The 26,783-nt window shown below is 51.5% G+C and carries 23 protein-coding genes, 2 pseudogenes and 1 riboswitch; of the genes and pseudogenes, 21 read left to right on the forward strand and 4 right to left on the reverse strand.

All coding sequences use genetic code 11. From position 1 onward, the window contains the following. Window positions 1–196 precede the first annotated feature (196 nt). Window positions 197–1,132, reverse strand: a complete 936-nt coding sequence (locus LQV63_RS26870) for an aldo/keto reductase (RefSeq protein ID WP_233698983.1) — start codon at window positions 1,130–1,132, stop codon at window positions 197–199. A 341-nt stretch (window positions 1,133–1,473) separates the two neighbouring features. Between LQV63_RS26870 and LQV63_RS26875 the strand changes: the two genes are divergently transcribed. After that, window positions 1,474–3,597 carry a TerD family protein gene (locus LQV63_RS26875; RefSeq protein WP_233698984.1) on the forward strand — a complete coding sequence of 708 codons (2,124 nt, stop codon included), beginning with the start codon at window positions 1,474–1,476 and terminating at the stop codon, window positions 3,595–3,597. 762 nt (window positions 3,598–4,359) lie between these two features. On the opposite strand, the pseudogene LQV63_RS32370 reads toward LQV63_RS26875, so the two are convergent. Further along, window positions 4,360–5,600, reverse strand: a pseudogene (locus tag LQV63_RS32370) (ISNCY family transposase). Window positions 5,601–6,186: 586 nt separating this feature from the next. Here LQV63_RS32370 and bluB point away from each other — a divergent pair. Continuing rightward, window positions 6,187–6,828 carry a 5,6-dimethylbenzimidazole synthase gene (bluB, locus tag LQV63_RS26890; protein ID WP_019418913.1) on the forward strand — a complete coding sequence of 214 codons (642 nt, stop codon included), beginning with the start codon at window positions 6,187–6,189 and terminating at the stop codon, window positions 6,826–6,828. 352 nt (window positions 6,829–7,180) lie between these two features. On the opposite strand, the pseudogene LQV63_RS26895 reads toward bluB, so the two are convergent. Further along, window positions 7,181–7,648 (reverse strand): annotated as a pseudogene (locus LQV63_RS26895) (DUF4261 domain-containing protein); the annotation flags it as partial. A 174-nt stretch (window positions 7,649–7,822) separates the two neighbouring features. Beyond that, window positions 7,823–8,509 (reverse strand): Rpn family recombination-promoting nuclease/putative transposase, encoded by a 687-nt coding sequence (locus LQV63_RS26900; protein WP_267934214.1) that lies wholly within the window; start codon window positions 8,507–8,509, stop codon window positions 7,823–7,825. A 440-nt stretch (window positions 8,510–8,949) separates the two neighbouring features. Between LQV63_RS26900 and LQV63_RS31870 the strand changes: the two genes are divergently transcribed. The 19 genes from LQV63_RS31870 (at window position 8,950) to LQV63_RS26995 (ending at window position 26,750) form a co-directional block, all read left to right on the forward strand. Continuing rightward, on the forward strand, window positions 8,950–9,870 hold the full coding sequence (locus LQV63_RS31870; protein WP_233698988.1) for a methyl-accepting chemotaxis protein: 921 nt from the start codon (window positions 8,950–8,952) through the stop codon (window positions 9,868–9,870). Window positions 9,871–10,058: 188 nt separating this feature from the next. After that, a riboswitch (cobalamin riboswitch) is annotated at window positions 10,059–10,230 on the forward strand. A 174-nt stretch (window positions 10,231–10,404) separates the two neighbouring features. Further along, on the forward strand, window positions 10,405–11,037 hold the full coding sequence (locus tag LQV63_RS26910; protein ID WP_233698989.1) for a cobalt-precorrin-8 methylmutase: 633 nt from the start codon (window positions 10,405–10,407) through the stop codon (window positions 11,035–11,037). A gap of 14 nt (window positions 11,038–11,051) precedes the next feature. Beyond that, window positions 11,052–12,173 carry a cobalt-precorrin-5B (C(1))-methyltransferase CbiD gene (gene cbiD / locus LQV63_RS26915; RefSeq protein WP_233698990.1) on the forward strand — a complete coding sequence of 374 codons (1,122 nt, stop codon included), beginning with the start codon at window positions 11,052–11,054 and terminating at the stop codon, window positions 12,171–12,173. Then, on the forward strand, window positions 12,170–12,775 hold the full coding sequence (locus LQV63_RS26920) for a cobalt-precorrin-7 (C(5))-methyltransferase (protein ID WP_233698991.1): 606 nt from the start codon (window positions 12,170–12,172) through the stop codon (window positions 12,773–12,775). The genes cbiD and LQV63_RS26920 overlap by 4 nt, the downstream gene beginning before the upstream one ends. Next, window positions 12,765–13,340, forward strand: a complete 576-nt coding sequence (locus tag LQV63_RS26925) for a decarboxylating cobalt-precorrin-6B (C(15))-methyltransferase (protein WP_233698992.1) — start codon at window positions 12,765–12,767, stop codon at window positions 13,338–13,340. The genes LQV63_RS26920 and LQV63_RS26925 overlap by 11 nt, the downstream gene beginning before the upstream one ends. Next, window positions 13,337–14,086: a cobalt-precorrin-4 methyltransferase gene (locus LQV63_RS26930; protein WP_233698993.1), complete on the forward strand. Its 750-nt coding sequence runs from the start codon at window positions 13,337–13,339 to the stop codon at window positions 14,084–14,086. Before LQV63_RS26925 ends, LQV63_RS26930 begins: the two co-directional genes overlap by 4 nt. Further along, the gene (locus LQV63_RS26935) at window positions 14,073–15,134 is read left to right on the forward strand and encodes a cobalt-precorrin 5A hydrolase (RefSeq protein ID WP_233698994.1); all 1,062 of its coding nucleotides are present in this window, start codon (window positions 14,073–14,075) and stop codon (window positions 15,132–15,134) included. The genes LQV63_RS26930 and LQV63_RS26935 overlap by 14 nt, the downstream gene beginning before the upstream one ends. Beyond that, on the forward strand, window positions 15,131–15,856 hold the full coding sequence (gene cobJ / locus LQV63_RS26940; protein WP_233698995.1) for a precorrin-3B C(17)-methyltransferase: 726 nt from the start codon (window positions 15,131–15,133) through the stop codon (window positions 15,854–15,856). The genes LQV63_RS26935 and cobJ overlap by 4 nt, the downstream gene beginning before the upstream one ends. After that, on the forward strand, window positions 15,853–16,587 hold the full coding sequence (gene cobK / locus LQV63_RS26945; RefSeq protein ID WP_233698996.1) for a precorrin-6A reductase: 735 nt from the start codon (window positions 15,853–15,855) through the stop codon (window positions 16,585–16,587). The genes cobJ and cobK overlap by 4 nt, the downstream gene beginning before the upstream one ends. Window positions 16,588–16,605: 18 nt before the next feature. Beyond that, a complete protein-coding gene (gene cobA / locus LQV63_RS26950; protein ID WP_233698997.1) occupies window positions 16,606–18,108 on the forward strand; it encodes a uroporphyrinogen-III C-methyltransferase in 1,503 nt (500 codons plus the stop codon). Then, the gene (locus LQV63_RS26955; RefSeq protein WP_233698998.1) at window positions 18,105–18,893 is read left to right on the forward strand and encodes a sirohydrochlorin cobaltochelatase; all 789 of its coding nucleotides are present in this window, start codon (window positions 18,105–18,107) and stop codon (window positions 18,891–18,893) included. Before cobA ends, LQV63_RS26955 begins: the two co-directional genes overlap by 4 nt. Further along, window positions 18,886–19,590 (forward strand): cobalt-factor II C(20)-methyltransferase, encoded by a 705-nt coding sequence (locus LQV63_RS26960; RefSeq protein ID WP_019419683.1) that lies wholly within the window; start codon window positions 18,886–18,888, stop codon window positions 19,588–19,590. The genes LQV63_RS26955 and LQV63_RS26960 overlap by 8 nt, the downstream gene beginning before the upstream one ends. A gap of 83 nt (window positions 19,591–19,673) precedes the next feature. Continuing rightward, on the forward strand, window positions 19,674–20,750 hold the full coding sequence (locus tag LQV63_RS26965) for a FecCD family ABC transporter permease (RefSeq protein WP_233698999.1): 1,077 nt from the start codon (window positions 19,674–19,676) through the stop codon (window positions 20,748–20,750). Beyond that, window positions 20,747–21,526 carry an ABC transporter ATP-binding protein gene (locus LQV63_RS26970; RefSeq protein WP_233699000.1) on the forward strand — a complete coding sequence of 260 codons (780 nt, stop codon included), beginning with the start codon at window positions 20,747–20,749 and terminating at the stop codon, window positions 21,524–21,526. Before LQV63_RS26965 ends, LQV63_RS26970 begins: the two co-directional genes overlap by 4 nt. Window positions 21,527–21,548: 22 nt before the next feature. Beyond that, window positions 21,549–22,622 (forward strand): methyltransferase domain-containing protein, encoded by a 1,074-nt coding sequence (locus LQV63_RS26975; protein WP_233699001.1) that lies wholly within the window; start codon window positions 21,549–21,551, stop codon window positions 22,620–22,622. A 34-nt stretch (window positions 22,623–22,656) separates the two neighbouring features. Next, the gene (locus LQV63_RS26980; protein ID WP_233699002.1) at window positions 22,657–23,673 is read left to right on the forward strand and encodes an ABC transporter substrate-binding protein; all 1,017 of its coding nucleotides are present in this window, start codon (window positions 22,657–22,659) and stop codon (window positions 23,671–23,673) included. Window positions 23,674–23,700: 27 nt separating this feature from the next. Next, window positions 23,701–24,063 carry a (2Fe-2S) ferredoxin domain-containing protein gene (locus LQV63_RS26985; RefSeq protein ID WP_233699003.1) on the forward strand — a complete coding sequence of 121 codons (363 nt, stop codon included), beginning with the start codon at window positions 23,701–23,703 and terminating at the stop codon, window positions 24,061–24,063. Between the two features lie 645 nt (window positions 24,064–24,708). Continuing rightward, complete coding sequence (locus LQV63_RS26990) at window positions 24,709–25,098, forward strand: hypothetical protein (protein WP_019419675.1); 390 nt, start codon at window positions 24,709–24,711, stop codon at window positions 25,096–25,098. A gap of 260 nt (window positions 25,099–25,358) precedes the next feature. Then, a complete protein-coding gene (locus LQV63_RS26995; RefSeq protein ID WP_233699004.1) occupies window positions 25,359–26,750 on the forward strand; it encodes a TraB/GumN family protein in 1,392 nt (463 codons plus the stop codon). Window positions 26,751–26,783: the final 33 nt, after the last annotated feature.

Here is a 26,783-nt window from a genome sequence, read left to right on the forward strand (position 1 = left end):
GTTGAGCACTTCTCTCTGCACTTCACCCAGATTTGGAATTATGCAAAATGCTCATATAAATGCTTCTTTTGTTGAGTACAATTATTTTACATGATTTTATATCCGAGTATCAAGATGTGATTTATGGAGTTTAGGGTGGGAGGCTCACGCAAAAGAAGCCATCCCCCTAGAGATGGCTTCAGAGTGAAATAAGCAATTACGCTTGGAAAATCTGATCAATCCGCTCGATTTCCTCCGGAGTCAGCCGGACGGACAAGGTCTTCAGGTTGTTCAGCACCTGCTCCGGCCGCTTGGCGCCCGGGATGAGGACGTCGATGGCGTCCCGGGTCAAATACCAGGCCAGCACGACATGCGCCACTTCGGCCTGCTTCGCTTCCGCTATGTGCCGGACTTGCTCCACCTTCTCCAGATTCGCGGCGAACGTCTCGCCCTGGAACATCGGGTTGCGGGCGCGTCCGTCCGAGAACTGCGAATCCTTCGTATACTTGCCGCCCAGCAAACCTGACGCCAGAGGGAAGTAAGGGATGAACGAAATGCTGTTCTCCGCCGCATAAGGAAGAATATCACGCTCTTTGTCGCGTTGGATCAAGTTGTATTCGTCCTGGATGACGTCGACGTAGCCGTCCTTGTTCGCTTCCCGCAATTGCTCGATGGTGAAGTTGGATACGCCGATCGCCCGAATTTTCCCCTCGTCCTTCAGCTTCTTCAGCGCGCCCACGGCCTCGTCCTTCGGAGTCCGTTCGTCTGGAAAGTGAATGTAGAACAAGTCAATGTAGTCGGTCTGCATACGCCGCAGGCTGCTCTCGACGGCGGCCGTCAGGAAGGAGGGAGAGTTGTCGAGCTCCACTTTGCCGTCCACGAACTTGTGCGCCCCTTTGGTGGCGATCACGATGTCCGATCGGTTGCTCCTCTCCTTGATCACTTCACCGATAAGCTTCTCGGAGTGCTCCGGCCCGTAGATGAACGCCGTGTCCAGAAAGTCGATGCCCTGATCGAAGGCCGTACGGACGACCTCCTTGCCTGTCTCATCGTTCAAGTTCGGGTGAATGTTATGTCCCCCGACCGCGTTGGCGCCAAGCCCAATCGGATTCACCCATAAGTCCGTCTTGCCGATGCGCGTCTTCTCCGTCATTCCCCTTCACTCCTTTGTTCAATGTGCCTATAAGTATAGCAGTTGCGGAGTGCCCCTGGCAAACAAAGGAAAAACGTATACATGCATCATTTTGCCAAGTTCGCCATACTTGCGCCCTGTTCGTGTGGTGTTAAAGATGCGAAGATAGTAACCAAGAGGCCGAGCGGGCATTGGCTTGAGCGGCGCTCCCATCTTCCGGCTATTGCTAACCTTCCTTCTACGTCCCTTACCATGGTTTTAGGGTAGCAGCTTTCCGGAAGATAGCAGACTGCAGTCGCCAGGCTATCGTCTTTCTTCCTTCTACAACAACTTGGGTTATTAGAGGGGCGGCTTTCCTGGCGATGCAGTTCAATGAAAAGGGGTATGCCATTATGCAGAACGACATTTATTTGCGCAGAAGCCGAAAAGTAATCGTGGTCCCGGAAGAATCAAAGCTTCCGGACGCTCATTTGGCGACGGCAATGAAAAATATAGCAGCACTCGGCTTCACCTGCTCTCCAGCACTGCTTGCGGCTCTTCGCACACTATCGGAGGTTTCGTTTATCAGGTGGTACAAAGCATTGATCCATAGCTTGAAAAAGCTTGTTGGCGCACATGTTCCATATCGGCCGATGTATCCGAATTTCCCGCAGCAAGTCATGGAAACCAGCGATGCCGAGTTATATTTGAATGCATGGTTTCATTATGTGACGAATGAAGTGCCGGAGATGGAGCCGATCGATCGGGAGATATTGCAGAGTAAGGTGAATCTGGACATGATCGAACTCGGCAGCGAGGAGGGCTTCTTCCAGTTAATGCGTCAGCTGATGGAAGCTAATACTTCCATCTCGGACACGGACAAAAAGGATCTGGCTTGGGTCATTGAGCATGACCATGACATTGACGCTTTATTGCCGGATGCGATCCGGCATAAGGAGCAGGCTGGTTTTATCGTTGCTACATTGCTGCGTAGCGGCAAAGCGGACGTGACTCGCATTCAACGCTATGTGAAGACCGCGACAGATGTGCTGCGTCTAGCGGTTGCCTGGTCGGATGGCGATGTCAGCCTGGCGGCGAATACGCCATTTCGCAAGTTTACACGTGCAGAGCGGCGGTTGCTGCTTGGCTTGCTGGAGCAATGCCCGAATCCAATCGAAGATATGCTGCGTTATCGCGACCGATGGGTGCGTCTTGGCGAGATTTTGCATCCTTCGGAATACAAGAGCCGTTATCCGCTAAGCCAGGAAGCGTTCGATGTGCTGCGCAACAACCGGCCCTATGCGACATTCGGTCATCGTGTCGAGGAGGCGCTGCGCTATTTCGATACCGATCAGGCCGTGGAGCAGCTATTGGAGCGGCCGGGTGAATTTGCCCGGCGATTGGATCATTTGCTGCGCCTGGAAGGAGCGGAGGCGTCCTGGATTGCATCGTTTTTTGAATCGGTAGCGGATCGGGTGGCGACAGCGGTCTTGCTGCAGGTGATGACGCATTTCAAGTATCGCCAGTCTTCCAATGAACTGCGGCTGTTTTTCCCGAAAGGCAATGTGGCCAAAGCGTTCTCCTTGCCAGATACGCGGCCTCCCATTGCGTCGGATGCATGCGCTGCTGTAGTGGAGATTTGTGAGCAGACGCTGCTCGCCCGCTTCGCCAAGTTGCCTGGTCTCGGGAATGTCTATCTAGATGCCCAATTACAGAACTATATGGTGCCCTTCTCCCAGCGTTCCGCAAGCAAGGCCCTGCGTACGCTCGTGCGCGGCAGCAAGCTAGCCATGCCGGAAGGGGATACGATTCGTTTTTTCCTGTGGTGGAAAGAAGGAGTGGCAGACGGAAAGCCGACAGGCCGTACCGATATTGATCTCTCTGCCGGCTTGTACGATGACGTCTGGAATTACAAGGAGCATATCTCGTATACGAACTTGCGCTCTGCGCGCTACAAGGCGGCGCATAGCGGCGATATCGTAGCTGCACCGCATGGCGCATGCGAATTCATCGACATCGATATCCCCTCTGTCATCAAGTACGGCGGACGATATATTGTTGCCTCGCTGCATTCGTTCACGGGACAAGTGTATAGCGATTTGCCGGAATGCTTCGCTGGCTGGATGATGCGTCAGCATCCGAATTCAGGGGAAGTGTTCGATCCTGCAACCGTAGTAGATCGCATTGACTTGACGGCCAACACGCAGATAGCCATTCCAGCTATACTGGATTTGGCGGAGCGCACCGTGATTTGGTGCGATCTTGCTTTGACCCGTAATCCGAATTTCTATAACAATGTGGAAGGACATCAGACTGGAGTTGTCGCCATGGGCAAAGCGATGACAACGACAGCCAAGCCCAGTCTGTATGATTTATTTCGACTGCATGCGCTAGCGCGCGGACAGCTTGTAGAACGGGAAGAGGAGGCGCAGACGGTATTTGCCCTTCAGCGCGGGATCACTCCGTTCGATATGGAGGAGATTATGGCGTCGTTCTTGGCTTCGTAGGGGGCAGCTACGGTTTGTGTGTAATATCTTCGGAGATGCGGGAAACGGTCGGAGAGATTAGGGGCAGTCCCGTTCCTCTCCTTTCTATCATTTACTCCTATTTGTGAAAGTCAGCTTCCTGATTTGGATTTTTGTGAGGCCAGATAACTTAAAAATATTTGCTTGTGATATACTGAGAAAGACATGAAGACGCACTTGGTGCAAACGAGGGAGTATAAAAAAATGGAATAAAAATGCTGAAAACGGCCAGGTGCGAATGTGAAGCTCACATGAAATCCCGGGGGGGATTCGCACCAATTTTCTAGAAATATTATCCAAAAAAATTGGTGAAAATGGATTTGTTGAAACTTATTTCAATCTAGTTTTCCCATTTCCTATGAAGTTTTTTTAGTAAGAAATGATTGTTTTGTTATATCTTGTGCTATTTTTCGCTGTCGCATCCTACACGGATGCGTGGATTGAAATAACTTTCTCTCGATGTCTTCTCTGGTTGTTGGAAGTCGCATCCTACACGGATGCGTGGATTGAAATCTTCCTGCCCCATCACGATAACCACCACGATTATTAGTCGCATCCTACACGGATGCGTGGATTGAAATCCACTGTCAATCGTCTGTGAAAATGTCACTTTAACTGTGCTATGAAAATGTCATTTGTGTGATCAGAGGTCAGCCTTATCAGGTGACCTCTGCATAGCTATTATGTTGTGAGTACATTGCATCTTGGAATGCACTGTTATTTGTGGTACGCTTAGTTTTGGTTTTAGTATGTATCATACGTGGTTTTCCACGGATGATTCTGGGCGGGTTTGCGTGGCGACGCAGAACTCGCCTTTTTTGATCCAGACGTCCTGCGCTGTGGCTTCTGAGTTTCATTCAGTGCCCAGGGCTGGCCTTGGTGCCACAATAATACGTCCCCTGTTAACGTCTCCCGCACTTCAACCGTCATTTTTGCATCTAGACGAAGGGAAGCAGGCTGGGCAAGGGTATAGCACTTTCCGTTGTACGAGAGGGTGTTTCCGGTCCCGAGTTGCCGATAATTGCGAAGCGTGAACACATGATTTAAATCGATAGACGGCTCAAGCTTCAGGTAAGCCGAAACGGTCATTTTAGGCTCTATGGCAAATTTGTGATTGTGCTTCTGCAATAGGCTAGGCAGAGCCGCGTTCGCCTCTTCCAGCGTCTTGATGCCAAGAAGCCGCAGTTCGATCACCAAGCGATCCTGAAACGTTTGCCAGAGACGTTCCACCCGTCCCTTGGCTTGCGGTGTAATTGCCTTTATGTGCTCAATATGCAAGTCAGCCATCGCTTTGCCGAAGTGGGAGAGCGGTTTGGTCTCCCCAGCGAGCTCTTGCTCGAGCGTCAGCTTTTCGTTAGGCGACCGGAAAATCGTATGCCGATCACTGTAAAGCCCAAGGGGAATCCCGTATTTTTCTATCCCTTGCTGCATGACAAGGGAATAGGCCTCCCGGCATTCGTTCGGACGAAGACGGCACCGACAACCGTACCTGTTGCATCGTCAATCGCAGCATGCAGCGTAAAGGACGGAGCCCGATCCTCCAACCATGCATAAGGAGTTGCGTCAATCTGCCACAGCATGCCGGCTTGCGGTTTGCGTTCGCGTGGCGGATGGGCTTTACTGCGCGCCGTTGCTTGGCCTGCTTAAGCCCGCTAGTTAGAAGGATGCGCCTTACGCTGGAGGCACTCAGTGTCAGCGATTCATGCTCCTCAAGAAGCTCTGCGAAGTGACAGCAAGTGCTCCCGTGATACTTGGCTGTGTACAGCTCAATGACTCGTTCCTTCACTTCATTGGGTAGGGCGTGGCCGTTTCCCCCGATTCTTGTGTATGAGTACTTGTGCCCCTTTTCCGGATTGGTATTTCTTCTTTAATCGAATGACTTGGCGTTCTGATAAACCAAGCGCTGCCGCTCCCTCCCTATTGGTCATCCGCCCATCTATGATTTTCTCCACAACGAGTACCTTCTTCATTTCTGCTTTCGTCAATGTCATTATCTCCTGTCCCATAGTGACATTATCTCAGAACAGTTATAGGGTGACATTATCACAGAAGAACAACAGAGGGCGCGATTACACAGTTAAAATGTTACTAAAAGAAGTACCGGTTCATTTACATCGAAATGTTACCGAAGGGAAGTGTGATGAAAATGTCCATGAAAACACGATGTGAAGTGATTCATCCCCAGGTTACCTGCCCTTCGTTCTCCGAAGGCCAGACCGACGGTCATCAAGCGATAGCCAGTTGTCTAACTTCGCGCACAACCGCCCATGATTGCCTGCGATTGGAATGAAACACGTCCGGGGCGCTAGAAATCGATTTGGTCGAACACAACGGCGAATCTTCGCTCGACTCAAACGTAGAATGAAAAATAAGTAGAAAATTGATCTGATTTGTCGAATATGTGGAATCTATGATATCCTTAAAGGGTGAACGGATCGAGGAGTAGATAATTCGAGATGATACCGATTTCAAAACAACGTAGAGAAAGAAAAAATCCACATTATCCACATTATCAAAGAATAGCTACAATGGATGATGGAGATACGATACAGAATGAAAGAGGCGCATCACATGTTTAATGAGATCGAAAAAGAAGCAGTTTATAATGTCATTCATAAAAGAAGAGACATTCGGAATTTTCTTCCGAATCCTGTACCTAAAGAGATTATCGACCGAATTTTACAAGCGGCACACCATGCACCCTCTGTAGGATTTATGCAGCCATGGAATTTCATTATAGTGGATTCTATGGAAGTCAAAGAGAGATTAGCTTGGGCGACAGAAAAAGAAAGACGAGCTTTGGCGATTCATTACGAAGAAGAGCGCGCTACCCAATTTTTAAGTTTAAAAATTGCAGGAATTAAAGAGGCGCCCTTAACGATCTGTGTCACCTGTGATCCAACAAGCGGGGGCTCGCATGTACTAGGACGAAATTCGATTCCGGAGACGGATATTCTTTCTACAGCATGTGCAATCCAAAATATGTGGTTAGCGGCGTGTGTAGAAGGTTTAGCCATGGGATGGGTAAGTTTTTACAAAAAAAATGATGTTCGAGATATTTTGCAAATACCTCCGCACATTGACCCTGTTGCTTTAATTTCCATTGGATATACGGACGACTACCCTTCTGCTCCCATTTTAGAACAAGTGAAGTGGGAAAAACGAAAATCTCTTGAAAATCTAATATTTCATAATAAATGGGGAGAACAATAAGCGAATGGATTGTAACAAGCTATAGTTATTTAGCTTGTTACTTCTCATCGGCTTTGGTCTGGGCAATTTTGAACATATTACGGTACGAGCAAGGGAAGCGGAAAATTTGACTTAGCCGCTCGATTCATTCGTCACTGGGTGGGGGTAAAGGATTGCCGCCCTCAAGGTCTTAAATTTATTGAAAAACAACATGAAACAAGAACACTTTTTACTGTCAGTTAAAGAGAGCAGGTAGTACTCGAATGATTTCTCCCTCATACGCATCCTCATTTATAAACCGCCCAATCTCCGCCTTATAATACCGCGCTTGCGCAAAGTACAGCCCGTTCTCCTCATACGGATAGTCCGTATAGGAGATGTTCCAGTCCTGGAGCAGGTTCGCCTTGATCTGATCAAGATCGCACTCCGAAGAGTTCAGCAGAACGAAACCGTTAAAAATGCCAGATGATTCCTTTTCAGGCTCTGCAGCATCATTTTGCGCTTGTTCCGCCTCCAAAGCGGCCGCTTGCTTCATCCAATACTCGCGGATCATTTCGACCGTCGCAATCGCTTCCTGCTCCGCAGTAGCTGGATCATAGGGCTGCATCTCACTGAACACATGGCCGCAATGCTCCGTGTCAGACGGAGTTTCATAGCCGCCGCAGACGCCGAGGAGCCATTTTCCGAGCATTATCTTCTTATACTTGAATATGTAGTAGTGCATGTTGTGCAGATCAAATTCCCCTGCGATCTCAATCTTGCTAGGTTTCCGACCGAGTTCATGTTCATCAGCCAGCCATTCTATCATGGATTGCATTGCCGCCTGTTGTTGGGCTATCATTACATCTCTCCTCTCCCTTACCATAATATTGTAATGTGTCGGCGCCATCTTTCAAAGTAAACATTTGTGCGAACGTAGGTGACCAGGAGTCTGATTTTTAAGTTCGAAAGGTGTGCTCCGGTGCTATGGGAACAAAAAAACAGCCGTTTCAAATTGAAACGGCCGGAATATGAATCAATGGGATTCGTTGCTCAACTTTGTGATAATATCTAGTGGAAAGCCCGTGACTCTGGCGATCAATTGCTGCTGGCTGTCCTCAGGCAATTGCTGTATGGTATGCATCAGCTTGCCAAGCCGATTCAGTAGTTCCGCCTGATCAGCCGTCTGAACAAGCAAAAAGGCAGAACCGATGGTATTCGAAGGAGACAACAACTCTTCTTCTGTATATCGAGCAACATCAATGAGGACATATTCAAAATTCAGGAGTTCCGAACCGAACATCGTCTCATTGGCTAACAATTGGCGAAATTGGCGACTGACGGTCCAGCGTCTCTTCCCATTGTACAACACAATCGGCACAATGGGAGGCAGCGGAATGTTTTTAGGCTTGCCCTTCTTTTTTTCCTGTTCTTTCATAAGATACCGCCAGATCTGTACCTGATAAAGCAGCAGGCGGTAAGGCATGAGGAAGTCCACTTTGGACTGTATTTCCAGCAATAAATAAAACACAACATCTTGTCCATTCAGCTTCACCCGGTACAGCAAATCGGCTTCATTACGCTTGAAGTCTTGAAGAACGAAACAATGAGGGATTTCCTGTACGTTCGTTTCATCTATGCGCTCTACCCACTCTTTTTGAACAAAGGAGCGAAGTAACTCAACAAAGAGTTTTTTGCTGGACAACAGGAAGCGGTATGACATATCGTGGCGGTGATGTACCGTATTGTGTTCATCGGTTATACCTGATTATAATCGGTAAGGAACAGATGGGTAAAATCTTCGTCTGCCATGCAGGCGAGGATTTTTCGTTTCAAAAATGGTTGATATCTATGTTATAAATAAAAAAGTCCTGAAGCATATTGAACATCAGCTTAGAAAATGGGATGAAAGTAATACCAATTCATAAAGATAGAGGATTATTTACATAAAAATTGGTAGATCTTATTCGCAGTATGTCCACATGACACAAGCTGATCATTCAACAATGTGCAAAGATCGAGGTGCCGGACTGAGGCTTAGCCATCAGCCAGCGGTTGCGCCATCTCATGGGCAGGGCTATAGAGGTCGTAATCGAATCGGGGGCAAGCAGGTATGGATGGCACGCCTGCTGCAATGGCATGAAAAAAGGGAGATGCGCATGAATGAATAGTGGCATGAGGCAGAAAAGTACACAAGTGCTGGAGGAGAAAGCGGTGCTGGCCGCATTGGAGCAGTCGCTCGCCATGATCGAGTTTAACATCCAGGGTGAAGTTCTTTGGGCGAACAATCTGTTTGCTCAGACGATGGGGTATACGGCGTCAGAACTTGTCGGCAAGCACCATCGGATGTTTTGCACGCAACAGTTTGTCGGCAGTTCGGAGTATGATACGTTTTGGGAGAATTTGCGGAACGGTATAAAATTTCAACAGAAAATCGCCCGGGTAGCGAAAAATGGGGACCTGGTGTGGCTTGAAGCAACGTATATGCCGGTTCTGGATGATACCGGCCACACAGTGGCTGTCTTGAAGGTGGCGACCGACATCACGCCAAGGGAAAACGCCGCCTCCCGAATGAAGGACGAGCTGCGGCTGATGGCGGAAGAGTTGCTGAAGCGGACGGAAGAAGGCGTGGAGCGCAACCAGCAGGTTGCGGCAGCCATTCAGCGCGCGGTGACTGACAGTGAAGAAAACTTAACCCTCCTGCGGCAATTGGAAGATGAATACAAGTCCATCAAAGGAATTGTTCAGATGATCCAGGATTTTGCCTCACAAACCCACCTGCTGGGCCTGAACGCGGCGATTGAGGCGGCCCATGCCGGGGAGCATGGCCTAGGGTTTCAGGTGGTTGCCGCCGAGGTACGGAAGCTGGCGGAGCATGTCCAAGAGGCGGCCAAGGAAGTCCAAGCCGCCATCGAGGGAATCGCCGATAAGGTAGGACATGTCGGCGGGGGGACGAAGAGCTCCCGGGACGCAATCGTCGAATGTCAGCATCAAATTAGGCAAGCCACTGAGGAATTTGCCGAAATCGGTAAAGCAGCGGGTAATCTGGATGCGCAGGCGAAAACATTGAGTTTAATGATGTAACGAGGGTTGGACATTCATATCACAAAGAAATCAAAAAGAGCGTTTTAGCCCGTCAGCAGGCTTGAAACGCTCTTTTTATTGTCCGGCAAATCGACGTGCAATGAGTTCCGTCACAGGCGGCGCTATATCAATCAAGCTATGATTCATCATAGAGATTCACGCAATTCAATTACAGAAAATTCAACCTGATAAAAATTGAATAGAAAACTGAGCGGAGATCAGGGAAAGAGGTGCGATTCCTCTACAGGCCCTAGCTACTGTGAAGCGGACGAAATCCCATTGATGTCACTGGAACCATTTCCGGGAAGGCGGGAAAGTAGAATGATGCCAAGTCAGGAGACCTCCTCTGTTCAGCCTTGCAGCAACTTCTAAGGGAACAGTTGTCTATAGCAGAGAACCCAGGCACAAGTGTGTTCATTTCATAACATACTTGGATACTGCTTTTTCTTCGTATGGACACGAGACCTTTAGGTTTCGTGTTTTTTTGTTCCCTTTTTAGAGGTTGTAAGTTAACTCGGGACAGGAGAGGGAAAGATGGATTACATCAAAAATCCTAAGAAGATTGAAGAAAAAAGCTTTGAAATCATACAGGATATCATTACGGAAACAAGACCTGAATATGCGTTCCGCAATCGTGAAGAGGAGCTGGTCATGAAACGGGCGATTCATACGACGGCGGATTTTGATTATTTGGATAATCTCGTGTTCACGCATGATGCCTTGACGAAAATACGCGAAACGATCCGGCAGGGCGGCATCATTTTTACCGATACGAATATGGCCCTGAGCGGCATGAATAAAAAGCTGCTGGAGCAATACGGCTGCCGCTACCGCTGCTACGTCAATGAGCCGGAAACGGCGGAAGTTGCCCAACAGCAAGGCATCACTCGCTCCATGGCCGGGATTCAGCTTGCTGCCAGAGAGGCAGGGCGGAAATTGTTTGTCATCGGCAATGCGCCTACCGCCGTCTATCAAATTTTAGAGATGGAGGCTGCCGGCGAATTGGATGTAGAAGCCGTCGTCGGTGTGCCGGTTGGATTTGTCGGAGCGGCCGAATCGAAAGAAGCGCTCTATGAAAGTGACATTCCGGCGGTTGTTGCCCGCGGGCGGAAGGGCGGAAGCAATCTGGCTGCAGCCATCATGAACGCCGTGCTGTACGCGATGTAAGAAGAGGTGGCCCGATGGCAGACTATGTGTATTATGAGGGGAAAAAATTGCGCAAAGGCTATACGACAGGCACTTGCGCGGCTGCGGCGGCCAAAGCGGCTGCGGCCATGATCATCAAGCAGGAGAAAATAGCCGAAGTTACGATAATCACGCCGAACGGAACATGCTTGCAGCTTCCGGTGGACAAGCAGCAATTCGATCGGCATACGGCAACGGCCGCCGTTCAAAAAGACGGCGGCGATGATATCGATGCGACGCATGGAATGTGGATTTTTGCGCAGGTCACCTTGAATGCGAACGGGGACATCAGAATCGACGGCGGGCAAGGCGTCGGGCGCGTGACGCAAAAGGGCATTGCGGTCCCGGTCGGGGAAGCGGCCATCAATCCGGTGCCGCGCCGAATGATTACTGCGGCCGTGCGGGAAGAGATCGGCCCCGATCGAGGGGCGGATATCATCATTTTCGCGCCGGAAGGCGAAGAGCGCGCGGAGCGCACCATGAACAGCCGCCTGGGGATTATCGGCGGGATTTCCATTTTGGGAACGACCGGAATCGTAACTCCGATGTCCGAGGAGGGGTGGAAGCAGTCGCTGTCCATCGAACTCGAAATGAAAAAAGCGCAGGGTTTCCGGAAAGTGATTCTGGTTCCCGGGAATTACGGGGAGCGCTTCGTGGAAGAGCAGCTTGGCATTGACGGCAAATATGTGGTCTCCATGAGCAATTTCGTCGGCTACATGCTCAAAGAAACACAGCGCCTCGCGTTTGAACACGTGCTGATGGTAGGCCATTTAGGCAAATTAATTAAAGTGTCCGCCGGTATTTTCACAACGCACAGCAAAGATGCCGATGCACGGGCAGAAATTTTGGTGGCGAATCTGGCGCTTGCCGGCGCGCCTCTTCCCTTGCTCCAGCGAATTGCGGCCTGCACCACGACGGAAGCCGCCGGAGAAATTATGGTCGCGGAAGGGTATAGCGAGGTTTTTCAGACCATTGCGAACAAAGTGAAGCAACGGGCAGAAGAGTTTTTGAAATACAGCAAACCGATTGTGGATATCGACGTCATCACGTTTTCAACCGAACGGGGAATGCTGGCTTCCACTTGCGACATCTCAACCATCAGGGAGGCATGGCGATGATTCATATTGTCGGAATTGGCCCGGGAAGCCCGGAGCTGATGACAGGTGCGGGCGCTTTACTCATTCAGAAGGCAGACGTGATTGTCGGCTCGAAGCGGCAGCTGGGCGAAATCCCGCAGGGCAACCCGGCCGAACGCAAGCTTCTGCCCACGCAGCTCTCGGAGCTGGAAGCATTTTTGCTGGAAAGGATCGGTCAGGACATCGTGCTGCTCGCTTCCGGAGACCCATTAATATATGGCATCGGAAATTGGGCGTTGCAGAAGTTCCCGCCGGAACAGCTTCAGATTGTTCCCGGGATCAGCTCAATCCAATATTTGTGCAGCCGCTGCGGCATTGCCATGAACGACCTGTACATGACGAGCAGTCACGGAAAACAGCCTAACTTCGACTTTCTGCTCGCGCATCCGAAAGTGGCGATGGTCACGGACAGCAAGCTTGGACCGGCGGAAATCGCCCAGGAAATTTTGCGGCGGAAGCTGCACAAAACGCTCGTTATCGGAGAAAATCTCAGCTATCCCGATGAACGGTTGCACCGATTGAAGCCGGAGCAAGTTGCTGCTCAATATGATATGAATGTGGTGGTGATTTTGGATGAGGGATGAAGCTTTTATTCGCGGCAAGACACCGATGACCAAGGCGGAGGTCCGCGCCGTATCCATTGACAAATTAGCTTTGGACGAGACAAGCCGCCGTTTTCTCGACGTCGGAGCCGGCACGGGAAGCGTAGCGCTTCAGGTTGCGAAGATGTTTCCCCATGTATCGGTAACCGCGATCGAACGGAACGAAGAGGCGTTGACCTTAATCGAACAGAACCGGCGGCAGCTGGCGCTTGACAATGTGGAGATTATGGCGGCAAAGGCTCCCGTCCCGCTGGACAATACCGTGTTTGACGCTATTTTTGTCGGCGGCAGCGGGGGGGAATTAACGGGGATCATCGATTGGAGCCATGCCTTGTTGCAGCCAGGTGGCCACCTTGTGCTCAATTTCATCTTGATGGAAAATGCCCTCGAAGCGGCAGCCTATCTCGAAAAAGGGCCCTGGCATGAAGTCGAGGTGATCCAGCTGCAAGTGTCGAAGTGGCATGAACTTGGACAAGGGCATTATTTTAAGCCCCAAAATCCGACCTTTATTATCGCTTGCCAAAAAGAGAGGAGCGGGACAGCATGACGAAAGTGCATTTTGTCGGGGCGGGGCCCGGAGATAAAGAACTCATTACATTGCGAGGGTACAACCTCCTGAAAGAGGCGGATGTCGTCATTTATGCAGGTTCGCTGGTTAACCCGGATTTGCTGGAGTACTGCAAAGAAGGCTGCGAAATCTACAACAGCGCTATGATGGATTTGATGGAGATTATCGATTGCATGGAACAAGGCGTCAAGGCGGGGAAGCAAGTCGTCCGACTTCAGACCGGAGACTTTTCGATCTATGGGTCGATCCGGGAACAAATCGAGGAAATGAAAAAGCGGGATATAGAGTTCACCTGCACGCCTGGGGTAAGTTCATTCCTCGGGGCCGCCTCGCAGCTCGGTGTCGAGTATACCGTGCCGGAAGTGAGCCAAAGCGTAATTATTACGCGCATGGAAGGCAGAACGCCGGTTCCGGAGAGGGAATCGCTGCGATCCTTTGCCGCGCACCGCACTTCGATGGTTATCTTCCTGTCGGTTCAAGCTGTCGAGAGCGTGGTGTCGGAGCTTGTGGCAGGCGGTTATCCGGAAGATACGCCGGCGGCTGTTATCTATAAAGCGACCTGGGCGGATGAAAAACAAGTAACGGGAACCCTGCGGGATATTGCCGACAAAGTAAAGGTACAGGGCATCACGAAAACGGCGCTCATTATGGTAGGGGATTTTCTGGGCGAGACATTTTATTATTCCAAGCTGTACGACAAGGATTTCTCGCATGAGTACAGATAAGAACACCGCCATCATTGCGGTCACGGAACACGGCAAAGCGCTTGCAGCCACGATCAAGGAGGCGCTGGCGGCAGATTGCTTTGTTCCAGAAAAGCTGCAATCCGAAGGATTTGCTGCGCTTCAACCGGATTTTGCAACCGGGATGCGTCTCCTTTTCCAGCAATATGATGCTCTTGTCTGCATTATGGCTGCGGGAATTGCCATCAGGACGTTGGCTCCCGTCATCTTGGACAAGCTGTATGATCCGGCGGTGGTAGTGATGGATGAAAAAGGACATCATGCCATCAGTCTCTTGTCGGGACATGTGGGAGGAGCCAATGAATTGAGCCGGAAGCTGGCGGATCTTACGGGGGCGGTAGCCGTTATTACAACGGCAACGGACGTTCAGAAGGTGGCGGCGCTCGATATGATCGTGCCGTCCGTGCCTGCATGGATACCGGACTTTCGCGAGAACTGCAAGCGAATCAACGGTCTGTTGGCTGCTGGGAAAACAGTGGGCTTATATGAGGAAGTGTCGGTAGAGATAGACCGGCGGGGATTCATCTCGATTACGAATCCGCATGAGCTTCCGGAACAGGCAGAAGCATTGGTATGGGTCACACATCGATATCGTCTGCCGGAATCGAACGTATATACGGTGAAAATGGTCCCGCAGACACGCGTGCTTGGAGTCGGATGCCGCAAACAGACTGCGCCTGAGCACATGATGAAGGCCTTTACTGAATTTTGCATCCAGTATGATACCGATCCGCATTCCTTTTCTGCCATTGCCAGTATCGATATCAAAAAGAATGAACCGGCCATCAAGCAATTAGCGGAAAAATTGAATTGTCCCTTCATCACGTATACGGCAGATCAGTTGCGCGAAGTCGCGGGCAAATACCCGGTATCCGAGTTCGTCAGACAGACCGTGCAGGTTGGCAACGTAGCGTTATCCGCAGCCGATCTGGCCAGCGGGGGCCGGGTATTGACACCAAGGTTCGCCGCCTGCGGGATCACAATGGCCATGGGAGACAGAACGAAAATGAGCAATGGGGTGAAGGCATGATTTATGTTGTAGGAATTGGGCCAGGCGAGAGAGAGATGATGACCGGAGAGGCGCTGGCAGCCATTCAAAAAGCGGATGTGATCGTGGGATACATTACGTATATCCGGCTGATTGAAGAACTTATTCAGGACAAAGAAGTGGTCAAAACGGGGATGCGGAAGGAAATCGACCGCTGTCAGGAAGCCGTCGATATTGCGAAAACGGGAAAAACCGTGGCGGTCGTGTCCAGCGGAGATGCCGGGATTTACGGCATGGCCGGCCTGATTCTCGAGATTCTGGACAAAGAGCAAGCATCGATCGACGTCGAAATCGTGGCCGGCGTCACGGCGAGCATCGGCGCGGCGGCAAGACTGGGAGCGCCCCTGATGCATGATTTTTGCCATATCAGCTTAAGTGATTTGATGACGCCTTGGGAAGTCATCGAGAAGCGGGTGAAGCTGGCGGCGGAAGCTGATTTTGTCGTCTGCTTCTACAATCCGAGAAGCAAAGGCAGGGCGAATCATCTGAAGCATGCCTTGGAATTGATGATGGCCTATAAATCGCCGGCAACGCCTGTCGGCATCGTGAAGGATGTTGGCCGCAAAGAAGAAAGAAAAATCGTGACGACGATGGCGGACATCGACTATGAAGAGGTGGATATGACGACGATGGTTATCGTCGGCAATAAGGAAACCTATGTTTCCGGCGGCCGAATGATCACGCCACGGGGTTATTCTCTATGATCCTGATTTTCGGCGGGACCTCGGATAGTCTGGATATTTGCGATTGGCTGCATGCCCGCGGGCGGGATTATATCGTCTCCGTGGCGACCGAATATGGCGAACAACTGGCGAAGCAGCATGCCGAACATGTCATCTGTCAGCGGCTGGATGAAGCCGGCATGTGCCGGGTGATGCGCGAGAAGGCGGTCTCTCTGGTCATCGATGCGACCCATCCGTTCGCTGTGGAAGTGTCCGGGAATGCAATGAACGCAGCCGATAGCATGAATATTCCTTATGTTCGCTATGAAAGGTCATCCGGCCAGGCAGACCATCTGCATCTCGTTCGCGATATTGATGAAGCGTGCCGCGCCGCATCGGCGTTGGGCAATCGGATTTTTCTGACGACCGGAAGCAAAAACTTGCCGGAGTATGTCGCAAAGCTCCCTGGAAAGCATGTGATCGCGAGAGTGCTTCCTGTGGCGGAAGTCATTGCCGCCTGCGAACAGCTCGGTTTGCTGGCTGACCAGATTATCGCGATGAAAGGACCGTTTTCCCAAGCATTGAATAAAGAGCTTTTTCGACAAACCGGCGCGGAAGTGATGATTACGAAGGAAAGCGGGGCCAGGGGCGGCTTTGCCGAGAAAATAGCCGCTTGCCAAGAGCTCGGAATTCCTTGCGTCGTCATTCGGCGGCCGGCGCTGCCATACCCGGTTGTCATTACAGAAGTAGACGAACTTGAAAAATATGTGTGAAATAAAGGGGGGAAATCGATGAGCGGCAAGGTTGTTCTTATCGGAGCCGGACCCGGCGAAGCCGGTCTGTTAACCGTGAAAGCCCTGGAGTTCTTAAGACAGGCAGATGTTATCGTCTATGATCGCCTGGTGGATCCAGTGCTTCTGCAGGAGCGCAAACAAGACTGCGATCTGATCTACGTTGGAAAAGAGCCATCTCATCATCCGATTCCGCAAGCGGAAATCGAGCAAATTCTCGTGAATCAGGCTAAGCTGAACAAAAAATTAGTCATTCGCTTAAAAAGCGGCGATCCTTATGTGTTTGGGCGCGGAGGGGAAGAAGGTGAAGCCCTGTATGCCGCAGGCATTCCCTTTGAAGTCGTTCCTGGCGTCACATCGGCTATCGGAGGGTTGGCCTATGCCGGAATCCCGGTGACGCATCGGGATTTTGCCTCCAGCTTCCATGTCATTACCGGACATTTGAAGGAAGGAAGCGATCCGCTCGATTGGACAAGTTTAGCCCGGCTGGAGGGCACGCTTATTTTTCTGATGGGGATGACCCAACTTCCCTCGATCTGCACGAACTTGATCCAGCATGGACGCCGCCCCGACACAGCAGCAGCCGTTGTCGAATGGGCATCAAGATCCCGCCAGCGGACCGTTACCGGAGATTTAACGACGATTTGCGGCAAGGTGGCGGAAGAAAAAATCGGGGCGCCAGGGTTGATCGTCGTCGGCGATGTGGTCAAGCTGCGGGACAAATTGAACTTTTTCGAGCGGGCGCCGCTGTTCCGGAAGCACATTCTTCTTCCGCGCGCGCGTGCCGGGAGAAGCGAGCTGGCCGCCAAAATTACGGCGCTAGGCGGAGAGGTTACCCTTTATCCGGGTATTCGGATTGAAAAACTTCATGATCCGGCTCAAATGAACGCGATCATGGCATCATTGCCAGAGTATGAAGAAATACTGTTTACTTCTGCGGAGGCCGTATCCTTGTTCATCGAGGCATTGCTGGATTACGGGAAGGATAACCGCACACTGAGCGGTATCCGCCTGACGGCGATTGGGAAGCAGACGAAGGAGAAGCTGCGTGAATATGGGCTTGCCGCTGACAGCCTCATTGCGAGACGTTCCGTGGAAATCATCCGTCAAGCCTGTGCCGGGAACTGGCAACAAGGGACTAAGGTGCTGCTGGCAGGAAGCGCTAAGCATACGGCGCAATTGGCAGAAGAACTGGGTGGAGATGCTGAGTTCGCTGCTTTGCCGCTATATCGGGAAGCATTGGAAGCGGAGCGGCCTTTTGACTTGAACAGGTATGATATCGTCTGCTTTTCCAGTTCCGCTTCGGTAGATCATCTGCTCTCTGTGTTGAGCAGGGAAGAACAAGCGCTGCTTCGCTCAAAGAAATTGCTGTCCATCGGCCCGATGACCAGCCGGACGATACGCGAGAAGGGGCTGGACGTATATCGCGAGGCGGAAGCAGCGCTGCCGGATTCGCTTATTGAGTTGCTTTTAGAAGAAGCCGGGGAGGTTATGCCGACATGAAACAAGCGATACTGGTCGTCAGCTTCGGAACAAGCTATCCGGAGACGCGTGCCAAAACCATCGAAGCTTGTGAAAATAAGATCAGGGAAACGTTTCCCGATTACGATGTGTTCCGAGCATTTACATCCAACAAAATTAGAAAAAAACTGGCGGAGCGCGATGGCCTTCATATTGATGCGCCTGCGCAGGCGCTCGAAAAATTGAAAGCGGCCGGTTACGCCAAGGTCATTATCCAATCCCTGCATCTCATTAACGGCGAGGAGTTCGAAAAAATCGTATGTCAGGCTCTTCCATACCGGGAGCAATTCTCTCAATTGCTTATCAGCAAGCCTTTGCTGGACAGCTATGAAGATTACGGCAAAGCGATTCAAGCCGTCAAAGCGCAATCGCCGAGCCTGGCCGGGGATGAAGCGCTGGTGCTGATGGGACATGGCTCGGAGCATCATGCATTCAGCGCATATGCCTGTCTCGACCATATGCTTGCCGACGAGCCCATTTATATGGGCACCGTGGAAGGCTATCCCCCGCTGGAAGGTGTCATCGAACAACTCAAGGCAGCGAATGTCCGGAAGGTCCATTTGATGCCGTTCATGCTTGTGGCCGGGGATCATGCGATCCATGATATGGCATCGGACGATGGGGACTCATGGAAATCGCAATTGATGCAGCAAGGATTCGAAGCAGCCGCTTATTTGCAGGGACTTGGCGAGAACCCTCTCATTCAGACCCAGTTTATCGAGCATATCCGAACGGCGATAGAGAAGGAGATGGTAGCGCATGGCTAAGTTTTATGGCATCGGGACAGGTCCGGGAGATAGCGAGCTATTGACGATGAAAGCCGTTCATACTCTGGAAAAGCTGGATGTGCTCTATACGCCTGAAGCGAAAAAAGGCGGAGCCAGCCTTGCGCTGAAGATCGTTTCTCCTTATTTGCCGGAGAGTCTGACGGTGAAGCAGCGCCATTTTCCAATGACTTACAATCAGGAGGAAAAGGAGCAGGCATGGGAACGCATCGCTGCGGAGATTAAAGCGGATGTTTTGTCGGGCAAGAATGCCGGATTTATTACGCTGGGAGATCCGATGATATATAGCACGTACAGCTACTTGCTGGAGCTGCTGCGGGCGGAGATAGAGACGGAGACGATTGCGGGGATTTCCTCGTTCTCCTATATGGCCTCGCGTGTCAGCTGGCCGCTTGTTATGGATGAGGAATCACTGGCGGTCATTCCGGTCACTTCCGGGGAGGATGCGCTTCATCAGGCGCTGACCGGCTTTGACACGATTGTATTGATGAAGGCAGCGAGTAATATGCCGCTGGTGCTCCGGCTTCTGGAGCAGCACCAATTGCTGGAGAAGGCGGTGCTTGTCAGTGATGCATCCATGGCTTCCGAAAAGATTACGTACGGGTTGAACCAGCTTCATGGGGATGAAAAGCTTTCCTATTTCTCCACGATTATTGTGAAAACTGATAAACTTCGTTAAGCGTAATGAAATGCCGGCAAAAAAATGAGTCGCCATCTCTCTAAAACGTAATAATTACACATAAAAATGCTGAAGGTTGTGAAATGATGAAAGAACCGGCAGACTTCCGCCGCCGCTCCTTCTTTTTTACGGCCATTCTATTGGCGCTGACGGCGGGGCTCGTCTTATCGATTACAGTCGCGGTGATGCTGGGGCCTGTGCCGATCGCGCCTGCAACGGTCTGGAAAATTGCCTTCTCCCATATGCCGGGATTCAATGGATGGATCGAGGAGACGTGGGACACGGGACAGGGGCATATCATCTGGGATATTCGTTTTCCGCGCGTGCTGCTTGGCGTCGTCGTCGGAGCGGGGCTGTCCGTTGCCGGTACCGCCATTCAAGCGCTTATGCGCAATTCCTTGGCTGACCCGTACATACTCGGCGTGTCGTCGGGGGCGTCTGCGGCGGCCACGCTTGTTATTCTGTTCGGCGCGTTCCGCTTCTTCGGCCAATATGCGCTTTCCATATCCGCCTTTCTTGGTTCGCTTGCCGTGATGGCCATCGTTATGGTTCTGGCTCGCGTGGGGGGCAGGATGGCAACGAGCCGGCTTTTATTGTCGGGAATCGCGGTTTCCATGATGATGTCGGCCATCACCAATTTGATCGTGACGATGGCGCCTCGCGAAGAAGGTATTCGCTCGGCGATGTATTGGATGATGGGAAGCCTGACGGGGGCCAAGTGGGAGTATTTGACGCTCCCGGCCTTGATCGTGATTGCCGGAACGAGCTTTTTGCTTGTTCAGTACCGGGCACTGAACGCCTTGCTGATGGGGGAGGAGGCGGCGCTTACACTTGGCGTCAATCTCCATGCCTTCCGCAAATGGCTGGTCGTTGTGGTCGCTCTGTTGACGGGAACGATTGTGTCCGTGAGCGGCGCGATCGGCTTTGTCGGCTTGATGATACCCCATATCGTGCGGCTCATGGTCGGTTCGGATCATCGCCGCGTTCTCCCGGTCAGCCTATTGCTGGGGGCCATCTTCATCGTATGGGCCGATGTGTTGGCGCGGCTTGTGCTGGCGCCCGAGGAATTGCCGATCGGCATTGTCACCGCTTTATGCGGAGGTCCTTTCTTTATATGGCTCTTGCGGCGGAACTCATATTCTTTTGGAGGCGGAATATGAACGTCGAAGTGAAAGGCCTGTCGTTCAGTATTCAGGATAAAAGATTGATTGAATCGATATGCTTGGATGTGCGGGAAGGCGAGATGGTCGGCTTGATCGGTCCGAACGGCAGCGGGAAATCGACGCTGCTTAAAAATATATACCGTGTGCTGGAGCCCGATTCAGGCGAGATACTGCTGAACGGACAACGTGTCTCTCGGTTGCCGCAAAAGGAATTGGCCAGACAGTTGGCGGTGGTCGGCCAGGAGTCGTCCGCCGCGTTTGATTTTACGGTCCGCGACATCGTGATGATGGGACGCAGTCCGCATAAGAGAATGTTCGAAGCGGATTCGATGGAGGATTACGAGATTGTGGAGCAGGCGCTGACGCGCGTCGGCTTGCTGCATGCCGCGGGCAGCAGCTTCTCCAACTTGTCCGGCGGAGAAAAACAGCGCGTGCTGATTGCGAGGGCGCTGGCGCAGCAAGCCCGCGTTCTGATCTTGGACGAACCGACCAACCATCTGGATATCCGGTATCAGCTGCAGATGATGGATCTGGTAAAGGCGTTGAAGCTGACCTGTCTCGCCGCGCTGCATGATTTGAACATCGCAGCTTGCTACTGCGATCGCATCTATGTGCTGCAAGAAGGCCGGATGGCGGCTTCCGGAAGCCCTGAGCAAGTGATGCGGCCGGATCTGCTGTACGACGTGTTCGGGGTTAGGACAGAGATTGCAATCCATCCGTTGACGGGGAAACCGTCGATTACGTTTTTGCCGGACATGATCTCCAGCTTATGACAAAGGAAGGGAGGCGAAGCCGATGGCGATGACCCGATGCAGCTACTGCCAATTCATGTATGACGAGTGGTATGGCGATACGCGCAACGGCGTCCCTGCAGGCATCCCGCTCGAGGACTTGGCCGGTACGCTATGCTCCCGCTGCGGTATGCAGGGCATACGGCATGAATGGCAGCCGAGTCCGAAGTACGAGGGGCAGGAGGCGGAATATTATGACCAGTTCGCCGGGAAAGCGGGGATTGCGTTCTACAGACATTGGTTGGAGCAAGCGGCAGAACCGCCGAGCGTGCTGGAGCTTGGCGTCGGCACCGGACGCCTGGCGGTAGAGCTGGCCGGCCGGGCTGCCTGCTACTGCGGCATCGATTGGAGTCCCCTGATGATTAAGGTTGCGGATTCAAAGCGCAAGCGCATGTTCAAAGAGGAAGCGGAGCAGCGGCTGCAACTGGTGGAAGAGGACGTTCTCACGTTTCGCGCTGCCGGCACCTATACCCATGTACTGTGCCCGGACGGGTTATTGCAGCATTTTACGCAGATGGAGGAGCATATTGCTCTACTGCGCAATATTCATCGTTGTTTGCAGGCAGGAGGCTGGATCGCCGTAGATCTGCTCCTGCCTCCAGGCGGCGCCGCTTGGCAGACGCTGGAGCGCAAGCGCGTGCAGCCGCATAAGCTCGTTCATCGCCGGATCGACGGGGCAACCTCATTGTCCCGGCAGCTCTTTCATTGCGCCATCGCTTACGAGACTTATATCGACGGTGCCATGGAATCCCGGTACTTGGTTGAACGCGAATATGCGCTGATGACGCCCAAAGAAGCCGTACTGCTGCTCGCTTCGGAAGGATTTGAAGTGACCCGGATCATCCAGAATTACGGCTTGTCCACGCCGTGGCGAACAGCGCTTCCACCGGGAGTCAACGATAGAGGGATCGAGCCGGATGCCGGAGAGACGATAGAGGAGGCGATCGCGGCAGGGAAGTGTGTGCATCCGCATCGTGAGAATGCATGGGTGGACGGCGGATATCCGCTAGGCGGCGTGATGCCGGATCTATCGCCCGATGCCTCGGCAACGATGACGTTGATTGCCCGGAAGAAATGACAGATGACGAACGAATAGACGGAGGAAAGATTGTATGAATCGGAGAACGTTCACCAATAGGTTTCTACTGCTAGGGATGACCATGATGCTCGTACTGCTGTCGGCATGCGGCAGTCCGGAACAGCCAGATGCGAAGCGCCAGGCGCAAGCTCAGCAGCCGGCGACGCAAGTGTCCGAGAGCAGACCGGTCGAGCTTGAAAATATGGGGGAGAAGCTGAGCTTCCCGGACGCGCCGAAGCGGGTAGTCACGCTGAACCAGCATGCGACCGAAGTGATGCTGGCGCTCGGTCTGGAAGAATCGATGGTAGGAACGGCTTATCTCGACGACAGCATCCTGCCCGAATTCAAGGAGAAATACGACAAGATTCCGGTTCTCGCGGACAAATATCCATCGAAAGAAGTGTTCTTGTCGGTATCTCCCGATTTCGCCTATGCGGGATGGAAGAGCGCATTTGGAGAGAAAGCGCTTGGCTCGCGGGCGGATCTTGCCGATCAGGGCGTGCTGACTTATGTGCAGGAATCATCTAACAAGGCAGCGCCGACGCTGGAGGATGTGTATCAGGACATCTTGAGTATCGGGCGCATCTTCCGTGTGGAAGACAAAGCTGAAGCGGTCGTGAACGACATCCGCAAGAAGCTGGAAGACATCCAGGCGCAAATCGGCAGCGTGAGCGAGCCGCTTAACGTATTCGTTTTCGATAGCGGGGAAGACAAGGCGTTTACGGCAGCCAATACGTATTTGACCAGCTTGATTGCCAAGGTTGGCGGTAAAAACATTTTCGACGATATCGATAAAGGATGGGCCGAGGTCAGTTGGGAGGAAGTGGTGAACCGCGACCCGGATGTCATTGTCATTGTCGATTATGGCGACACGACGGCCGAACAGAAGCAAGAGTTGCTCTTGAACAAAGCGCCGCTTGCCGATGTGAAGGCGATTAAAGACAAGCGATTTATCGTGCTGCCGCTCTCGGCGGCTGCGGAGGGCATTCGCGCGCCGATAGCTTTACAGACGCTCGCTGCCGGCTTGTATCCGAATAAAGTGCAGCCATAAAAAGCAGCAGGGGGAAGGAGAAAATTCATGGCAACATGGAATTTGGAGGAGACCCGCCATCATCTGCTGATATGCAACGGCGGCAGCTGCATGAAGCAGCAGGCCGATGAAGTGACGCAAGCGATCCGGGATGAAATCGCGGCGCTTGGAGCGAAACAGCAGATTCATACGACACGCACCCGCTGCAATGGCCGCTGTGCGGACGCCTGTGTCGTCATCGCCTATCCGGAAGGGGTCTGGTATAAGGAGATGACTCCGGAGCGGGGAAGGGAACTGGTGCGCAAGCAGCTGGCAGGCGAGCGGCTGGAGGAGCATATGGTCTATTCGTACGATCGCCGCTTCATCGCTACCGGCCTCTCTGTGGCTGGAAAAGAAAAAGCACCGAGCTAGCCATTGCAATGGCCGAGTCGGATCCATCTTAGGCAATGTTCAGGACGTTGCCGTCTTTATGAGGGATCATGACACATGCCTGTCATAGTCCGCCTCCACAAGCCCAGGATCAGCTCCTGGGCTGCCGTTTTATATATGGAAATCATGCGGCCACCGGCATCGGCTCAGTCGATCATGCGGTTGATCTCGTCCACGATCAGTTGTGGTGCGCTGAACATGACGAGGTGGCCGGATTGAGCAGCCTCGATCCATCGTCCGTTGGCCAAGGCAACTCCCCCCGGAAGGCCTGCTTACTTTCTTTTATGCGGTCGAGGCGATGTATGAGGATGAAGAATTCTATAACAACCCTGCAACGTGCAGCGTTATTTATTCTACTCCTAAGCGGTTGGGCGGATTGCGACGCACATTCACCCGTCGGGTTAGCTGCGAGCGCCGCGGCTCGTTCCAACAGGTCTGAATGACCTATGGAGTGCCGCTCTTTTTATATTGATTCTATTGAGAGACTTGTCAGACGAGGCGAATTCCGTCTATAAACCTATAAAAAATAAAATTAAAGATTTACAATATATTATATTTTTGCTATATTAAAGAACATGAAATATCCATATATTTCATCAATTACAAATATTTAAGGAGTGATACAAAGTGAAGAAGTTTCTGATCTCCCTGTCAGTGTTGGCCGCTCTCGCTGCGGCTTCGCCGTCGTATGCTTCTCCTGCCCCTGTTCCTGTTGTCTCTGCCGAACCCGTAGTTCAAGAAGGACAGCAATTCATCAAGTACTATTCGCTGCGGCCGAATGAACTCAGTCCATGGGAAGGGGTCTATCTGAAGAAAGGCCAGCAACTAACTATTTATGCTCAAGGCAGCTACTCCTACTATTCGGTGTATGATTCAAGCTATCATCTCGGCGCTTTTTTCAATAGCAACGTAGGAAGAATTTTCACTGCGACAGAAGACGGCTATCTTTATATTCAATTTGCCGCCTCATCTTCGTATACGATGAATTACTTCACGGTTACATACAAGATCAGCTGATAGAAGACTAGAGGATGGTTAGGCTGCATGAAGCAACGTGCAGCTTGCCGCCAATGACCAGAAGGTGAGTCAGGGATGCCCTGATTCACCTTTTATGTGCGCCCAGCATGGGGGGCATCGCTACGGTGGCTGTCCGGAATGGGCAAGTGCGATGGATTTATTTCTGCAAGGATTTCAGGATAATCTTCCTTTTATAAGCTGAATAAGATATAATCGTTGGGGCTTATTTGTACATAAATCCTGTTGAGAGGGGAATATGGGTGAAGACTAGCAAATGGAATATGTTTAAGCGCAGCGTGGTCAGCGGTTTGGCAGTCTTGATCGCCATGCTCGGATTCGTCATACCGGCGCAAGCGAACGAAGGACCTGCGGCCGTTCCACAAATCAGTTCATGGTCGGTTAAAGTTCTGAACGAAGGGGAGAAGTACGGCATTTTTCCGCTTGCGTGGTACTATGACGGTACTTTTAAACAGCCGATCACGCAAGATAAGTTTCAATATCTGATCGAAGCGACTTCAGCCAAATTGGATGCGCTCGAATTAAAGAAAAAAGGGAAAGCCGTTGTACCGACTGGAACAAAGGAAATTACGAGAGAAACGGTAGTGAATGCTGTGTACGGCGTGTTGGCCCAGTATGAATTGCCTGAATCGCTAGAAATTGATAAGTACGAGCCAATCACGTTCTTGCAGAAGAAAGGCATTGTCAACGGAACGGACAAAGGGCTTGAGCTTGATAAGCCGAGCACGGTGGAGCAAGCGGCTGTAATCGCAAGTCGTCTTGTTGAATACACGTATGACGCTGTGGGAGGCGGAGCGAAGGGGCTTCTCTGGAAAGCAACGAAAGGGCAAAATACGCTCTACCTGTTAGGTTCGATTCATTTGGGTATTCCAGACATGTATCCCGTGCAAAAAAATGTAAGAGACGCATTTCAACAGTCCGATACATTATGGGTAGAAGTGAATTTGCAAGGCAACAAAGATATGGTGTATTTTCTTGAGTCGATGGCGTACAGCGACGGCACGGCATTGAAAGATCATGTCTCTAAAGAAACATACGAAAAGCTGCATAAAGTTCTGGAGCAACTGAAATTGCCTAAGGATACCTTTGACGCTTTCAAGCCTTGGGCAATCTCGAACAATCTCGTGCTGTCCAATATGACAGGTTCTTCTGAAGAAATGGCTCAGGCAGCAGCATTAGGCGTCGATATGTACTTTACGAGTTCGGCATTGTTAACTGGAAAGCCGATTCATGAGTTAGAAGGACTCAAGTTCCAAGCTGACCTCTTCAACAATGTGCCGGTTACAGTGCAAGAAAAAGAATTAAACGAAGCGTTGGATCAAATCCTGACGCCGACAGGAAAGCCTGATGATGCGCTTGAGCAGTTTAAGCAATGGCAGCAGCTATGGACCAAAGCTGAACTGGACCAATTCACCCAATCCTTCACGGGTTCGGAGGAAATGGTGAAGAGCGATTCAGCCCAAAGATTGTTCGGGGAACGGGACAAAAATATGACGAAGAAGCTGATGGAACTATTGGATAAAGAAGGTTCTTCCACCCACTTTGTTGTCGTCGGAGCAGGGCACTTCGTTATCAAAGATATGATTATCGATCAGTTAAAAGCGAAAGGTTACGACGTTCAGTTCATAAAATAAAATAATACGACCATGAGAGGCTAATCCGCACGT

Source organism: Paenibacillus profundus (assembly GCF_021369635.1).
GTDB lineage: Bacteria > Bacillota > Bacilli > Paenibacillales > Paenibacillaceae > Paenibacillus_B > Paenibacillus_B profundus.